Below are 15,419 nucleotides of genomic sequence, written 5' to 3' on the forward strand. Positions count from 1 at the left end.
ATAATTCATTAGCAAAACACCCCCTAATAACTAAGCTAATTCCTCTGATAAATAACTAAGTAATTGGAAATTTATGTTAAAATTATAATTTGGATTGTGAATTAGTGTACTTAAAGTAACGGGGGCTTTAGTTAAATAACCATCTTCCACAATCGGGCGCGATTCTCAAACAAGCATTGGCGCCCAATGTTGAAGAAAAGGACCAGATTGTTAGATACGTTAAGGTGGTGAAATGATGAGTAAAGATGAAGGTATTTTTGACAAATTTATCAGAGATGAAATGATGGATATCGAAACATTTCATCTCATTTATGATTTTGTTGCATTGGATAACTTCCGTCAAGGTGAGTATGAAGGCAATATGTTTGTTGTTAGAAAGATAAATGCAAATCATATACAGTTAGAAGATGAAGTAGCAACAGAAAACACCTCCATTCCAGCGGTATATACATATGCTAAAAAGAAGTTTTTATCGCTTTTACAATCTCATAAGCCAAGTTTGTAAAGTATGCCAGAATAGGGCGCAGTTACCGAATAATAATATCCCTTCTGAATCAAGTTAGAATATTAAGGTAAGGTGAGTCATTATGAACATAAGAAATATTGATAGGGCTTTATTTACAGGTTTGTTTGTAGGCATAATCATTTTTATTAAAGAAATCCTTTTTTCGGGTATAAATGCTTTCATATCAATCCTTATTGGTGCAATAGCTGCATTAATCGGTTACTTGATTGGGGATAAGATACTCCCTAGAAAAAGTGATAATAATTAACGCCTCAACTTTCGCACACTGAAATAGACATGTAACCCTTGATATAGTTAGGTAAACCTGCCACCCATTGCTGTACTTGATTTTTGATTAATTTTTGTATTGCTTTATTGGTATGCTGGATGACATCATCAAGCATCTCGATTAATTGCTGTAAAGCAACAGCCCAATCCAGTTCATCAATTTCATCACATAATTCATAAAATAAGCCGCCTAGTGTTCGATCATCCGAGTTACAACGGTTTTGCCAAGAAAGCACGATATACCTTGTAAATACAATCGTGGTATGGCTGATAAGGGCATCATAAGACCGGCTTTGGAACTCTTTTTGTAGATTCAAAAGCGATTTGGTTGTCTTGAAAAAGACTTCAATATCCCAGCGCATCCCATAGATCCATGCCAACCACATCAAGTCCTTGTTCTTTGATGTCTTTGATCAGAGGCGGTTGGGTAAACCAGGAATCCATTAACACATAAGAAGCATCTATCCCGGCATTCATGGCACGCTGAAGCATACCCGGAATTTGTTCCGGTGCGGTTTGTAAGGCTTCCTGGCGACGTTTATATCCAGAACTGCGCTTATCGATGTCTTTAGAAATACCATTGATCTGATGCTTTTTCGAACTTAATAAAGAGAAGTCTACAGGCATAAAAGTTGCGCCATCGGACCATCCCAAAGTTAACATGCGGAACCCTTTATAAAACCTCATCTTTTGAGAAGCATGATCAAAACACCGGGCTAATAACTCTACTTTTTTGCTTCTATTCCGGTCATAAGAGGAATCATCGATGATAAATACTTTAGGACGACGATGACTCGTAAAGGCAGATACTTTTGAAATGACAGAAGAAGCCAAGGCAAGCAGAAAACGCCGCCAATTAAAAGTAGACTTGTTTAAAAAGCGATAAACCGTATCTTTCGCCGGAAGATCTGCGGACTTCTTACTATCCAGCATACGAAACCAATTTTTATGTTCAAAGATGAGACGAAAGATTAATTGAAAAATAATAGCACTAGAAATGCCAAAAGACTTGGTAATTCCAGCGTTACGCAAATGTTTTAGAACACCTAATTCTTTAAATACAGATTTTATTTCAGTTGGCAGTTGCTTATTCGGGTCATTATTCGCTATCATGGTAGGAGACACCTCTTCTGTTTTGGTAGTGATTCTAGACAAATCAACTATACCAAACGGAAAGGTGTTTTTTCATGTTTAAAATCTGTGTCAAGCAACCTACTACAGTAGCTACAAGTACTTGAGCTTATTGATTTTATTAAGTTTTTCTAGGTGCGAAAGTTGAGTTAACGCAAAATAAATATTATGGAATCGGGCGCTTATCTTGAATATAGATAGGCGTCTAATCTGTGTGTTTTTACCATTATTATAGGAATATATTTTATTATACATTTCGATTGTTGAATAAAGGATGTTTAAGCAGATCATACTGGAATCAAGTTAATTGATTCATAGTATGGGAGCGTGAAAAAAATGTTGTTGTCTGAAGCATGGGACAAGTACCACTCTGATAAAAGAATTGAAGGTTATTCTTCTCTTACTTTGAAGATGTATGGTTTCCAATGTAACCTTTTAAAACGTTATTTTGGAGATATTAGAATAGGCGATATTACAACAGAAAATTTGAAACAATACTTGGTTGAAGCTGGAGAACATTTAAAACCATCTAGTTTAGGACATCGTATACGATTTATTAGGTCGTTGTTTAAATGGACCCATGAGGAAGGTTATATTTTGAAAAATCCAGCTGCGAAATTAAAAGAACCTAAGTTAGGCAAGCGAATTCCAAAGTTTCTTACCAAACATGAGATTGAACACCTTCGTGAGGGATGTCATACACCGATGGAAAATGCTTTGTTTGAATTTTTTTATTCGACGGGCTGTCGGATTGGAGAAGTTGCTAAATTAAATAGAGATGATATTAATTTCACTGGAAACTCGGTGATTGTGCATGGGAAAGGCGATAAGGAAAGAGAAGTTTATTTTAATATACGTTGTGCCATTTGGTTAAAAAGGTATCTAGAGGAACGTGAAGATAATCAACCTTGTTTATTTGTCACTGAGCGTAAACCTATAAGACGTATGAGTATAGATACTTTGAGACACATAGTTAAACGTATTTCTAATCGTGCTGGAATCAAAAAAACGATTCACCCACATCAATTACGGCACAGTTTTGCCACACATATGGTAGACAATGGCGCCCCACTTGAAATAATTCAAAGCCTTCTTGGTCATGAAAAGAGTGAAACAACAAGAATTTACGCTCATCTCAGTGGTAAATTAAGACATGATTTCTATAGTAAGTATTTTTAAAGGTTGTGCTTTTTTATTCAATATATTCTAAATATTACCTTTTATGTTAAAATTAATGGGAGATTAGTGTGGGAAGCATGTAATTGAACTATAAATAAGCGCTATTCATGAATAGGGCCAGATTATGAAAGACTTGAATTCGAGATAATGAAATAAATATAATAGAGCAACAAGAGGGATTTATAAGTTCAAAGGGAAAAGGATTAAAGATAGTCTTCAGCCTTTTAGTATAAGACTTTAGGTGAACAAAATCCATCAAAGCATAGGATTGTTTAGTCAGCTTTGATGGATTTGATTTTTCTCTAATTGTTTTCATAAGAAGCTTTTTTATTAAATGCTAGTAATAGAGTCACACCAATGATACAAGCCATACCCAACCATTGAAAAAAGCCAAAGGGTTCTCCTAACCAGACGACCATGGTTAATACTGCTGAAAGGGGTTCTAAGTTACCAATTAGACTTGTCTCTTTAGGTGAAAGGTACTGTAGACTTTCAATGTAAAACCAAAATGCAAACATAGTGCCAAATATAATTACAAAAATTAGATACATATATATTTCAGCTGTAAAGTTTGAAAAGTCCGCTTGCCAGGGAGGGTGGATAAAACTTAATGTAACTCCTCCGATGGCCATGGCCCATCCAACAACAACAAGGGAATCAAATTCTTTAAGTAAAGGAATAGCATATAGCGTATAAAAAGCTAAAGCTACCCCAGATAATATGCCCCAAAAAATAGAGATTACAGGTACGGATAATCCGGAAATGGCTCCGTTTGTAAGTAATAAAAAGGTGCCAAGTAGAGCAAGAGTAACAGTCATTAGATCTTGTTTAGTGAAGATGGTCAGTTTACGTAAGAGTAGGTAAACGATGATCATAACAGGAGCAAGATATTGTAAAAGAGTAGCAACAGCAGCATTCCCATGATTAATGGAAGCCATATAGGTGTATTGAACCGCCAGCATGCCAAGTAATCCAAAAATGATCATCTGTACAGCAGTTTTTTTATTCCTCCAAATACTAATGATGTGGAAGTAACCTTTCCTAACGCATTGAACAGTCAAAAGTAAAATGCCAGCTATGAGCAACCGAACGGTTACTAGCCAATTTACATGAATAGAGTAATCTTGAAAGAGTTTTTGTGAAACTGTTCCCCCTACTCCCCAAAAAATGGCTCCTATTATAACGAGAATCAAGCCTTTATTTTTTGTATGTCCTTTTATCATTAATACCACCTCAATAATATAACGATAATGTTATAATAGTTAAAAAGTGACGATAATAATAGTTAAATTGGATGAAAAAGTATAATTATTTTGAGGTGGTAATTTGCAGATAAAAGATTTTAAATTAGACGAAAAGTTAAAAGAACTGACTAATCACCGTACCATTGAGTTACCAATAGCTTGTTATGAAACGACAATTTCCAAAAATGTAAATGGCTATATTCCACTTCATTGGCACGATGAATTACAATTTGTTCATGTTACGAAAGGAGAAGGAACTTTTCAAATTAATGAAGAAAAAATTGTAATTAGTGAGGGAGAGGGACTGTTTATAAATAGTGGTCGGCTGCACATGGCCGAAGATAACCAACAATCAGGCTGTGTCTATATTTGTTTAAATGTTGCACCATATTTTGTCCTGCCAAACGAACTATACATGACGTATGTATATCCTTATATCAAAGCGACAAACTTCCCTTATCTATTTATTGGAACAAAGCATTCCTGGCAAAAAAACATTTTGAATTCTATCCTTAACATTCAGCTTTTGATTCAAGAAGAGTCACCACACTTTGAACTTGATACGTTTATGTCGATTAATCAAATGTGGAAAGAACTTATTATAAATGGCCTGCCGTTAGAGTATGACGAAGGAGAAGTAGTAAAACAAAGTCGGATGAAGCAAATGTTGAACTATATACATCTGCACTATGGAGAAAAAATCATGTTAGACGATATTGCAAGATCTGGTCAATTAAGTCGATCTGAATGTTGCAGGTATTTCAAAAAAACACTTAGAAAAACACCATTAAATTACGTCACAGACTATCGGATCCAGAAGAGTTTAGTCCTTATTCAGCAACCTGACTCTAATGTGACAGAAGTTGCCTATGAAGTCGGATTTAATAGTACGAGTTATTTTATTAGTAAGTTCCGTAAGAGAATGAATATGACTCCACTTGCCTATAAAAAGGAGCTTCTTAAGGCTTAAGTAGTGAGGAAAAGGAGAAAGGTTATATTGATTTCAAGTCTTCCGTTAAAGGGCGCTATAATGGCAGAAACCATAACAGGTAAGGTAGGTGTCTATGATGTCAAAAAGTTATGTCGCGGTTACGTATGATGTTTGCGAACATAATGATTTATACGAAGATATGAATGAGTATATTTTAGATTCTTCTGTCGATACAGATCAGCAAGTAAAGGGTTTTGCTGAACGAGACGTTGCTCCCGTAGTCAAAGTTTACGAGTCAGCTACAAGTGATTTTAGGAAATTAATACTGTATAAGGAATATAAATTCAAGGAATATGAGTGTGATTGTGAACAGTAGCACCTTATTCCAGAATAGGGCGCGATTTTTGCAGATAAAAAGCCTAATTCCCCGATAAAATATAAAGAGGAGTTAGGTTTTTTATTTATGGTTCATTCTTATTGCCTGTAATCCATTGTCTTCTAACAATTACATTGTATTTTTCCGTTTGATTTAAAGTAAAAGTATTGATGTTAATGGATTTTTAGTAGTTTGCTCTTGATAAGACCCTTCTCCGTCACAAGAGGATATTCATGTAACGAAAAGCTAAATAAAATCAGGAAGGATCATGTCGTTGTAGGTGACATTGGCATGTCAGCCGAAAAGGAAAAAGTTATCTATAAGAAAAAAGGAATTATCCCCTCTAAAAAAGTATTTAGTAAAGGATTGTCTGAGAGTCTAATGAAAATCGGCAAAATAATTATCTTCCGGATAAAAGTTTAGGAAAAAACTATTTCGTGGAGCTGATTTCATAAAGATAGAAAACATAATCAGTAGGGTACACTTGAATAACCTTGTTGACGTATCATTGCCGTAAGACTTCCGCGATGATATGTGCCGTGGTTAACAACATGCTGAACCAATTCGGAAAGATGAGTATCTAAACGCCCAAATTGAGGATGTTCGGGGGAAATCTTCTTATCCAAGTCATTTCCTACATAATTTCCTTTTAGGGAAGCCCTTTCAATGACATCGAATACACCTATCTCCCTCACATATAAGAAAAGGCTAAGCCTCAAGCCCTAGCTTAAATACTTCTAAAGTTTATTATCATTAAGCCAAAAAGCAACTAAAATGAAAGTATTCAGGCTAGTACGAGTATAGGGATGGGGAGTGGGAGGATGAAAAGAACTATTCGTTTTTCTGAGAGATTACTAATCTTTGGTTATGCTATGATATTGCTGTTCATGATCGTACAGGATTTAGTTCCATTGGGGCCATTCAATGACATTCAAGCTATTGCTTCCGTACAGTCTTTGAACGAAACGTTAGCAGTAACAATGATTGGCGTTGTTCAAATATTGCTTTTAATAGGTGGGGTTTTTCTTTTTATAGGAAAAAGATATCCGATTTGGGTAAGGATTTGGTTGATCGTACATCCATCATGTATTTTATTCGGAGCAATTATGTCATGGTGGATTCCGTATTTATTTGGAATTGGTGCGGAGGAGAAAGTTGAAAGATACCAGATTATGTTTGGAGATACCCATGCTTTCTTCCCTGTTATGAACGGAATAGTGCCGAATACTCTCCACACTATTTTTCACTTGGCACTCCTTGCTTGTATCATTTTAACGATCTTTATCTTTTCAACAAAACCTCCCATCGTTTTACCAGAAAAAAGATAAAATTTTCATTAATAGGTCAGATGGTATGAAAAAAATCAAACAGATAATGTTCTATCTCTGCATGGTAAAGTGTGTTAGCTAAATTTGTCCCTTTACAATAAAATCATTTCATATAAAATAAAGATGTCTCATAATCGGGCCAGAATGCCTGAAAAGAGAGAAATGAAAGAGGGGTAACCAGAGGTTGCGCCTTGATGCGCGTATAACGATCTTTACTTTAATGACTCACTCCTATCATACTGGGATTGGAAGAGAAAGGGAGAGGATAACATGTTTTTTGGCGAAAAGTTGAAAAAAGAGAGGGAAAATAGAGGTTGGTCACAAGTAGATCTCGCTGAAAAAATACATGTTAGTCGCCAATCCGTTTCAAAATGGGAAACTGGTAGGAACTATCCCAGTATCGAAGTGATTATCGATTTAAGTGATTTATTCGGTATCACCATTGATGAATTATTAAGGAGTGATGAAGAATTGAAGGAAAAAGTAATTCAAGATAGTAAGCAATTGGCGCACCCAAAATGGAAGGCGTTTTTTGATGGTGTATTTTTACTAGGAGTGTTTTTATTAGTCCTCAAACTACTGATCTTAGGTTTACATCATTTTTTTGGTTCAACTATTATGATTCCAGATGGTCTGCCGAAAATCATATCTAACTTTTTGCCATTAGCTTTAATGGTCATCGGTGGCATTGGTTCAGATAGCCTGAAAAAGAAATATATCGATGAATGAAGCTAAAATATGCTTCTCCTATATAAAGGAATATAATTCACCTTAAAGAATATCTCCGGGTATTTCATCTACCCGGAGAAAAAGCTGGAGAGCGCAATGGAAACATTTTAAATGCTGTTAATTAATCTCTTTTAACAGATTAATGATTTCATCCATAGTCAACCCAAAGGATTTATAGTAGGAAACATCTTTCCTCATTTGCTTCCTAATCATGTCATTACGTTTTTGAAGCTTATCATCGGAGGATAGTTCGGATACAAAACACCCTTTACCAGTTATCGTATAAATCAAACCACATCGTTCGAGCTCTTCCCAAGCTTTTTTTATGGTAATAATACTAACACGTAGTTCCTTGGCTGCTTGTCGTATTGGTGGTAAGTTATAGCCTTGGTCTATCTCACCCATAAGAATTTGGGCGCTAATTTGTTCAAAAAGTTGCTGATAGATTGGTTTTTCAGATGTGTTTGAAATATCTATTTTCATTAAATATCCACTTTCTCAAATCGTTTAATGGCTATATTGTAGGATACAATAGTGAATACTGCAAATATTGCAATTCCTACAAGTAGAATCGTTAGTTGAAGCATCGTATGATCAGCACCAGTACCATTAAACGTATCAAATATGAAAGAATTCTGGATTGCCAACCATTGTACACCTATAGAAAAAAGTAAAGTAGCCACAACAGATGCAATCATCGCAGCACCATATTTATACGCCGTTTTGTAAAACATTGGTATAAAAATAATGTTGAAGATTCCAAGCATCACAAAACAGACTCCCCAAAAGCCCATATGTGGAGCGAAGAAAAGGTAGTCCACATTCGGGTATAAGTGAATCGTGAACAAACCAAAGATCATGGCAACCCCAATATGCAATAATTCCAAGATAACCATCACGATTACCCTTGCCTTCACCTTGTCTTTTTTGGATACAGGCAATGTCATGGTAAGCATCAGGTCATTCTGTGCTTTAAATTGACCAAAAATATTCGGTACCGATATCCAAAAAAAATACTGAGGAACTAATAAATAAATCCATCCGGGAATAAGCATTAAGGCACCTAATAAAAAAGGCATTGCCAGAAACCAAGGATTGATACCTAATTTAAAGTCCTTCATCACTAAATTATACATATATATCCTCCCTTTTCGCGAAGAAAATCATAATTTCCTCCAAGGTCGGTACGGTTGCTTTCATATCGGAGGACGGGTCGAAATCCTTGAGGTGGATCAATCCTGTAAAGCCGAATGAATTGATTTTGTAGGAAATCAGCTTTTCTTTTACTTGGCTTAGCTGGCTTTCGTTACCGTTCAACAGGCGATAGGACTCCTTAAATTCTTCTTTTTCCATGCTTTGAATGATTTGGCCATTTTCGATAAACGTAATAAAATCGGCGCATTTCTCCAAATCAGATGTGATATGGGTAGAGAAAAGAATACTGATCTCTCCATCTACTACGAGTTCTTGAAAAATATCCAACAGATTGTCTCTAGCAACCGGATCCAGTCCGCTTGTCGGTTCGTCAAGGATGAGAAGCTTCGCGCCATGGGACAGAGCAAGAGATAAGCTGTATTTTATTTTCATTCCCTCCGACAATTCGATAATTTTCTTGTTCTCGTCTAACTTGAATTTCCTCAAACAGTTGCGATAGGTCACCTCATCCCAATTCTTATAGAACTTCTTAATCCTATTGGTCAATGTCTTGATTTTGCTTCTCGTATAGAAATTCATGCCACCAACGGCGACCCCGATGTCCTGTTTCAATTCTAGCTCATGTTCGACCATATTCTTACCGAGAATATGTATTTCTCCACTATCGAGATGAATCATATTCAAGATCGATTTAATAGTGGTTGTTTTTCCTGCACCATTGGCACCAATAAAGCCCATAATATAACCCTTTTCCAGTTGAAAGGATACATCCTTTAAATGAAAATCTGGATACTTTTTGTTTAAGTCCTTCACTTCTAAAGCAATCATATGGCATCCCCTTTGTGTATATCGTATATGCACAATGTAACAAATGTGAGGATGGTTGTCAATAAATTTATAACCCTAAAATTGCGAAGTGGGCGCTATCCTTTATACGAATAAGCGCCCACTTCTTAAAAATATTAGGTTAACGTTAGGATCTATCATGCTGACTAAGGTTTATCTTCCTGCTAATCAGTTCATCCATAACCTTCTCCATAAACTTTTCCTCTTCTTTAGTAAAAGCACTAGGAAATAAATAAGGATGAAGCTCTTCGAAAGAACCATCATTATTCGCGAGCTGCTTCTTTGCTTCATCGTCTAGATGGGGCTCGACTAAAGGCTTCATCATCGACACCATGGCTTCTGTGTGTTCAAGCACCTCAGGATCACTCGGTTTTCTTCCTTCTCGAATGAATCGCTTCATTTGACTATTCCATGTGGCCATTTCCTTATCTGATTCAAGCTGGACAATGTACGAGTGTAGCTTATTATACACCGAGTCGCCCGCATGCTCATTTATCCAGCGGTTTCGTTCCTCTTCATTTTTTAAGGCGTGAATGAGTACGAGTAGGGAATCAGGATCGACGGATTCTGGCCCGGAAACAGTGCCTTGAACACGGGAAATGGTTTGTAAAACCGTTTCAATCTGTTTTCGTTTTTCTTCCAGCATCCTCGCCTGATGGTCCAGTATCTTCGAAAAATCCTGCTCAGGTTGCTTAAGATATTCGGAAATTTCCTCCAGTGACAAATCCAAAAATTTTAGCATTAATATTTTTTGAAGCTCTGCAATGGAATGGTTGTTATACTTCCGATGTCCATGTTCTGTGTACTCAGAAGGCTTCAACAGCCCAATCTGATCATAGTGACGCAGTGTACGTTCCGTGATTCCTGTTAGTTTTGCAAATTCTCCAATAGAGTATTTTTTCTCCATTGTCATTTGTCCTCACTTCCTTTCCTTTTGAACTATATCACTTGACGTTACGTCAATAGCAAGGACATTTTGAGATTTTATGTTATTGTCTAGAAATGAGCGCCTAATAACAAGGCAACTTATTAATCAAATAATCCTCTTCCAATTAAATTTGCAGTCACCGGCTCCTTCCCCAATTCACGCGACCATACCGATAATTGACCAATGTGATGGATTTCGTGAGCAATGACATGACGCATAATCTCTCCATACTTAAAGTTAATCGTCTCTCCACTAGAATTCGTTTCTGAAAGTGTCTGAGATTCTATTTCGCTTGTCCAAGATATAACAAAAGGTTTCACTTCCTTGTGGCAAAGTTTTGAAAATTCCCTCACTCTTGCTAGGCTGGCATAGGCTTCAAAAGGTGGCTCCTCGGGCTCTGGTTCACCTTTTAGACCTAAAATCCAACTGTACTCCACATCCACAATGTGAAACAAAGTGTAAAGGATACTGCCAACTCCTCCTGTTCGTTTCTTTAATAATTCTTCTTCAGGAACATCCTCACACCATGTAAACCAATCCTCACGAACTTGCCAGTTATATTGAAACAGTTTTAACATCACGACGTCCTCCTTATCATAATTTCGTATCTATACTTCTTCTTCAAAAAGCTTTAAATTCCTTTTTATTCAATATTAATTAGAGTGTTTTCCATGCCTCTCGAAAAGAAACTATTACAACGAGGTTGCCATTAATGTATAAATAAGGGATAATTTAGTAAATAGAATGGGGCGTTCTTTTGAAGAAGAGTCGTATAAAGCGGAAGGGGGATTAAATTGATTAAAAACAAATCCATGTTTTATATTTCACTCGTTTTTCTGTTCATTGCTATCCTATTAAATTTTCCTTTCCCACATTCCTATCCATTTGGGGAAGTAATTTTTATGACATGGAATATACCTGTTAGATTCGCTAATGGGCTTCATACTGTAGGAATTTTTTCTTTAGCTTTACTAATTATAGGTCTATTTTTGTTGGTGAACTCACTAAAGAAATATCGTGGCAGAATCGGATTCCTTGTTTTTTTGCTATTTATTTTTGTTCCGGGGTTTATGGTTAGTTTCTATCAAGAGAACTTTGCAACAGGGATATATGCCGTTTCCTACGCGGCTGAAGAAAGTGAGTGTAGCTTTGAAATGAAAAGCGGGGAAACTGTACATGGAGAATGTGAGCTATCCTTTATAAACTATAGCAATCATGAGGTTCCATTTACGGTTGAATTTAATGAAGACGATGATCCACCAATGTTCTCCCTTATGAATAACAATGCCCCTTATAAGATAAAGCTTGGCGTGAAAGAAACGAAACAAATAAGGATAGAAACTGATATGGATGTATCAGATATTCCATACTATATGGAAGGTGAGGTGAGTGGCGTAGATATTATTATAAGATCAAAAGGGAAGCAAAGAAATTTAGGCATTTAATCTCTGATATTATCTGGAGGTAAAGAGCAAGCCGAACGCCAAGCTTGCTCATCGGGAGTGGCTTGAAATGATGTAATGCACGACGCCCCTCCGTTTATCAGGAGAAGTCATTCGTTTAGTCTCCAATGAAAAAACTTTTTAAGCTCGGAGCAAGCACCTCCGGATCGACGTCATGTGTTTGTCCTTCCAGTGTGGACCGGCTACCTAATGGCAAAGCCTTTGTAAGTGTATCCGCTGCTTCGTGCATAAATGCGGGACTATTGCCACCATCTAGCACGAGGGTAGGAATTTTGACAGCCTCTGCATCAGCAATGGGGACCGAGCTATCACCCATAATGGCGTTATCGTATGCAAGCGTAGGTGCCAAAGCCTCCGACGTTGACCACATTGGTGACTGACGCATACCAGCGATCGCCTCGGACGGTACGCCAACCTTTTTCATGAAGAGTTCTACAGCGTCACCCCGTCGATCAGCCGAAAGTAATTCGTTAAGCGAGTTAGTGTAAGCTTCCGATTCCTTGCGGGCATCGTCTCCGAACGTAAAGGGTGGTTCATACAACGCCAGCTTTTGAATGTTATGTCCAAGGGCCACAGCTGTTTTTAGTGCCAATACCGCTCCAGACGAAATACCATACATAAACACGGAACTACCAGTCTTTTCAATAATTGCTTTTATATCCTCTATTTCTCGTTCAATCGCATATGGCTGTGTGTCACCGCTTTCACCTCGACCGCGACGGTCATACGTATAGACGGTAAACCACCTGGACAACTGTGATGCGAGCGGGCCCATTGGACCTGATGAGCTATAGCACATTGCCCCATCTACGAGAATTAGAGATGGCCCAGCTCCAATTTTGTTATAAGCAATGCGTGTTCCATCTTTTGAAATTACATTCTTCATAATTTTTCTCCTTTTGATTATTTTTTATAATTAGTCACAGGGGAAGGGCCTGATCCTAAATATTAAAGGACAATTTCGGGCAGTATCCTTTCGGTTTCGAGTAAGCTCTTCAAGTTACTCATTATAGCAGGCCATCCATTATTGATTCCTATAAATCCTTCGCCCTCATCTTTAAACGCACCTTCCGAAAGATATTCGTGTTTAAGTGTTAATTTCACAATCGATCCCATTTGCTTCAGTTCAAAAGTCGCCTTCGGCATGACTTGGTATTCTGTTGCATCTTGCACACATTTTAGCGTGTAAGAAAGGAGGTGATACTGATCGCTCTTTATTACGATGCCTTGGTCTGTGATTTGTTTATTTTTGTCCAGAAAGGTAACAGCTGAGCCTTCTTCCCAATCAGATTGCAGTTCTTTACCAAACCAATATTGTTTGGTGAATTCACTACTAGTTAAAGCTTTCCATAGTTTTTCGGGTGTTGTCCGGATATAAGTCGCATAGACAAATGTAGAATTATTCACGGTTCTCCTCCTCCAAGCAATTTTTTAATTCATTCAATGATACGATGCGATGATGTTCGAATTTTTTAACCCATCGTCCATAAATTTCGCCAATAGGAGCAGTATTCAAGTAATGAAGTTTACTTCTTCCTTGCCACTCAACAATGATAAGGTTCGCCTCCTCTAATATGGTTAAGTGCTTTGTAACTGATTGGCGGGTCATATCCAAATGCCCGCATAGCTCGTTTAGCGTCTGCCCATTTTTTTCGAAAAGCTGATCAAGCAGTTTTCTTCGATTGGTGTCAGCAAGCGCTTTAAATACCTTGTCCATCTCATCTATCTTTTCCATAATTTTATTATATGCAACCATATGACTGCATGTCAATACTAATCTGCAAAAGCCACATCTAACAGACAAATGCCGCATTCATCCATTGGGAAAATGCGGCTGATTAAAAAAGTTATTAAGTTTTTATCTTATTAGGTAATCTTGTTCTAAGGAATTTATAAAAAGGAAAGGTTCAATTCATATGCGAAATATACTCCAATGCTGTGGTCCCATAAACACTCTTAAAATGTTTATTTAAATGGGCTAAATCAACAAAGCCACATTCCGCAACAGCTGTATAAATATCACGATGTTCTTCAATTAATGCCTTGGCACGCTCCACCTTACAGTTAAGAAAGTATTGATAAGGGGAAATACCGGTATGGGATTTGAATAATCGAATAAACTGGAATTTCGATAGCCCAAGCTCTTTACATATTTCATCAAGCTTTAGCACATTTTCCATGTTGGCATGAAGCATTTCCTTCGCTTTTCGTATCAGCACATTATCTTTTTTCGTATCTGCAGCAAGGTTATTTCGCATCATAAGACTATCTGTCAAAGATAGGAACCATTCACTACATAACGCCTCATCTTTTTCATTTAAAATCGCATGAGATAGACGCAGTATTTTTTGTTGGATATTCACATCATAGACCACAGGGGTGGAAAAATGAATCAAATCCTTCTTTTCCGTTACTTCATAGAGCAGTGCAGGATCAATGTATAGCATAACGTAATCTAGTCCTGTTTCATCATGGGCCATTCCGTCATGTGCCTGTTCTGGATTAAATAGCATCACCCCATTTTGATAGGACAATTGCAAGCTACCGTCCATGTGAAAATGTTGAATACCACGTAAGGTAACCCCCATCGCATATTCCTTATGGGAATGTTTTTTATAGGAAAATTCAGAAATGCTTGCTGACAATGCGGTAATACCAGCATTTTTTTTATAAATAAATTTGTCCAAATCAATCACCTCTACATCCAGATCATCACAGCAGAATAAGCTAAAAATAATGCCATCACTACATTCACTATTTTACTATGCTTCTGTAAGAACGTCCTGAAGATGGACCCGAAAAGCAGCCATGTTATAAATGCCAAAAATCCAATAATCGTGATTACGATAACACCAATGGTTAGTGCAGATGGTGCTTGTGTGTACGGTAGAATAAAGCTAGGAATGACTGTCATACAAAACAGTAGTACCTTCGGATTTAAAAACTGCATCAGGAAGCCTGATAGAAAGGTGCCGGTATCATGTACCTTTCGGTTGGAGGCATCTGATTGATAGATTTGATAGGCAAGATAGAGCATATAAAGTGTTCCAATGACCTGCATGAAAATTAAAATCTTAGGAATGACCGTAACAAGTAATGTATTTAGCATCGCAGAGAGACCGAGTAGTAAACCAAAGGCAATCGTAGCCCCGTAAGTATATCTCAGTGCTTTTTTCGTCCCTGATTGATGAACGGTCGATAATATCACAATATTAGTTGGTCCAGGGGTAAAGGTCACAATAAAACAATATGTTAAAAAAGATAGGATATTCATAAGGATAACTCCCTTCCGTGTTTCTTCTGTTATTTTACAGTG

Annotated in this window: 19 protein-coding genes and 2 pseudogenes; 8 read left to right on the forward strand and 13 right to left on the reverse strand. The window is 37.0% G+C overall.

Features of this window, described 5'->3' with window-relative positions; translation table 11 throughout:
• Positions 1-235 precede the first annotated feature (235 nt).
• Together ACZ5N5_RS05720 and ACZ5N5_RS05725 are read left to right on the forward strand one after the other, a co-directional pair.
• The gene (locus ACZ5N5_RS05720) at positions 236-505 is read left to right on the forward strand and encodes a hypothetical protein (RefSeq protein ID WP_019375754.1); all 270 of its coding nucleotides are present in this window, start codon (positions 236-238) and stop codon (positions 503-505) included.
• A gap of 82 nt (positions 506-587) precedes the next feature.
• The gene (locus ACZ5N5_RS05725) at positions 588-773 is read left to right on the forward strand and encodes a hypothetical protein (RefSeq protein ID WP_019375753.1); all 186 of its coding nucleotides are present in this window, start codon (positions 588-590) and stop codon (positions 771-773) included.
• Between the two features lie 4 nt (positions 774-777).
• Here ACZ5N5_RS05725 and ACZ5N5_RS05730 read toward each other — a convergent pair.
• Positions 778-1,906: pseudogene (locus tag ACZ5N5_RS05730) on the reverse strand (IS4 family transposase).
• A 354-nt stretch (positions 1,907-2,260) separates the two neighbouring features.
• Here ACZ5N5_RS05730 and xerA point away from each other — a divergent pair.
• The gene (gene xerA / locus ACZ5N5_RS05735; RefSeq protein ID WP_464373411.1) at positions 2,261-3,103 is read left to right on the forward strand and encodes a site-specific tyrosine recombinase/integron integrase; all 843 of its coding nucleotides are present in this window, start codon (positions 2,261-2,263) and stop codon (positions 3,101-3,103) included.
• Between the two features lie 302 nt (positions 3,104-3,405).
• Here xerA and ACZ5N5_RS05740 read toward each other — a convergent pair whose 3' ends face one another.
• The gene (locus tag ACZ5N5_RS05740) at positions 3,406-4,326 is read right to left on the reverse strand and encodes an EamA family transporter (RefSeq protein ID WP_464373412.1); all 921 of its coding nucleotides are present in this window, start codon (positions 4,324-4,326) and stop codon (positions 3,406-3,408) included.
• 109 nt (positions 4,327-4,435) lie between these two features.
• Between ACZ5N5_RS05740 and ACZ5N5_RS05745 the strand changes: the two genes are divergently transcribed.
• Together ACZ5N5_RS05745 and ACZ5N5_RS05750 are read left to right on the forward strand one after the other, a co-directional pair.
• Positions 4,436-5,317, forward strand: coding sequence for an AraC family transcriptional regulator (locus ACZ5N5_RS05745; RefSeq protein ID WP_464373752.1), 882 nt, complete (start codon positions 4,436-4,438; stop codon positions 5,315-5,317).
• A 97-nt stretch (positions 5,318-5,414) separates the two neighbouring features.
• A complete protein-coding gene (locus ACZ5N5_RS05750) occupies positions 5,415-5,654 on the forward strand; it encodes a hypothetical protein (protein ID WP_054788721.1) in 240 nt (79 codons plus the stop codon).
• A gap of 430 nt (positions 5,655-6,084) precedes the next feature.
• Here the strand turns inward: ACZ5N5_RS05750 and ACZ5N5_RS05755 are convergent.
• A pseudogene (locus ACZ5N5_RS05755) lies at positions 6,085-6,286 on the reverse strand (DinB family protein); the annotation flags it as partial.
• Between the two features lie 189 nt (positions 6,287-6,475).
• Between ACZ5N5_RS05755 and ACZ5N5_RS05760 the strand changes: the two are divergent.
• Positions 6,476-6,982: a hypothetical protein gene (locus ACZ5N5_RS05760; RefSeq protein WP_054788695.1), complete on the forward strand. Its 507-nt coding sequence runs from the start codon at positions 6,476-6,478 to the stop codon at positions 6,980-6,982.
• Positions 6,983-7,252: 270 nt separating this feature from the next.
• The gene (locus tag ACZ5N5_RS05765) at positions 7,253-7,711 is read left to right on the forward strand and encodes a helix-turn-helix domain-containing protein (protein WP_464373413.1); all 459 of its coding nucleotides are present in this window, start codon (positions 7,253-7,255) and stop codon (positions 7,709-7,711) included.
• Between the two features lie 117 nt (positions 7,712-7,828).
• On the opposite strand, the gene ACZ5N5_RS05770 is transcribed toward ACZ5N5_RS05765, so the two are convergent.
• From ACZ5N5_RS05770 to ACZ5N5_RS05790, 5 genes are all read right to left on the reverse strand, one after another.
• Complete coding sequence (locus tag ACZ5N5_RS05770; RefSeq protein WP_464373414.1) at positions 7,829-8,194, reverse strand: GntR family transcriptional regulator; 366 nt, start codon at positions 8,192-8,194, stop codon at positions 7,829-7,831.
• Positions 8,194-8,847 (reverse strand): ABC-2 transporter permease, encoded by a 654-nt coding sequence (locus ACZ5N5_RS05775; RefSeq protein ID WP_464373415.1) that lies wholly within the window; start codon positions 8,845-8,847, stop codon positions 8,194-8,196. Before ACZ5N5_RS05775 ends, ACZ5N5_RS05770 begins: the two co-directional genes overlap by 1 nt.
• A complete protein-coding gene (locus tag ACZ5N5_RS05780; RefSeq protein ID WP_054788696.1) occupies positions 8,840-9,694 on the reverse strand; it encodes an ABC transporter ATP-binding protein in 855 nt (284 codons plus the stop codon). The genes ACZ5N5_RS05775 and ACZ5N5_RS05780 overlap by 8 nt, the downstream gene beginning before the upstream one ends.
• A gap of 145 nt (positions 9,695-9,839) precedes the next feature.
• Positions 9,840-10,625, reverse strand: coding sequence for a MerR family transcriptional regulator (locus ACZ5N5_RS05785; RefSeq protein ID WP_464367441.1), 786 nt, complete (start codon positions 10,623-10,625; stop codon positions 9,840-9,842).
• Positions 10,626-10,741: 116 nt separating this feature from the next.
• A complete protein-coding gene (locus ACZ5N5_RS05790; protein WP_054788699.1) occupies positions 10,742-11,218 on the reverse strand; it encodes a DinB family protein in 477 nt (158 codons plus the stop codon).
• 216 nt (positions 11,219-11,434) lie between these two features.
• Here ACZ5N5_RS05790 and ACZ5N5_RS05795 point away from each other — a divergent pair, with 216 nt between their 5' ends.
• Positions 11,435-12,085 carry a hypothetical protein gene (locus tag ACZ5N5_RS05795; RefSeq protein ID WP_464373416.1) on the forward strand — a complete coding sequence of 217 codons (651 nt, stop codon included), beginning with the start codon at positions 11,435-11,437 and terminating at the stop codon, positions 12,083-12,085.
• Between the two features lie 115 nt (positions 12,086-12,200).
• On the opposite strand, the gene ACZ5N5_RS05800 is transcribed toward ACZ5N5_RS05795, so the two are convergent.
• From ACZ5N5_RS05800 to ACZ5N5_RS05820, 5 genes are all read right to left on the reverse strand, one after another.
• Positions 12,201-12,989 (reverse strand): alpha/beta fold hydrolase, encoded by a 789-nt coding sequence (locus ACZ5N5_RS05800; RefSeq protein WP_464373417.1) that lies wholly within the window; start codon positions 12,987-12,989, stop codon positions 12,201-12,203.
• A gap of 62 nt (positions 12,990-13,051) precedes the next feature.
• Entirely contained in the window at positions 13,052-13,510 is a 459-nt protein-coding gene (locus ACZ5N5_RS05805) for an SRPBCC family protein (RefSeq protein ID WP_054788701.1), read from the reverse strand.
• Positions 13,503-13,820, reverse strand: a complete 318-nt coding sequence (locus ACZ5N5_RS05810) for an ArsR/SmtB family transcription factor (RefSeq protein WP_464373418.1) — start codon at positions 13,818-13,820, stop codon at positions 13,503-13,505. The genes ACZ5N5_RS05805 and ACZ5N5_RS05810 overlap by 8 nt, the downstream gene beginning before the upstream one ends.
• 190 nt (positions 13,821-14,010) lie before the next feature.
• The gene (locus ACZ5N5_RS05815) at positions 14,011-14,790 is read right to left on the reverse strand and encodes a helix-turn-helix domain-containing protein (protein WP_464373419.1); all 780 of its coding nucleotides are present in this window, start codon (positions 14,788-14,790) and stop codon (positions 14,011-14,013) included.
• Positions 14,791-14,801: 11 nt separating this feature from the next.
• Entirely contained in the window at positions 14,802-15,377 is a 576-nt protein-coding gene (locus tag ACZ5N5_RS05820) for a LysE family translocator (RefSeq protein WP_277680094.1), read from the reverse strand.
• Positions 15,378-15,419: the final 42 nt, after the last annotated feature.

Source organism: Gracilibacillus sp. JCM 18966, assembly GCF_055392695.1.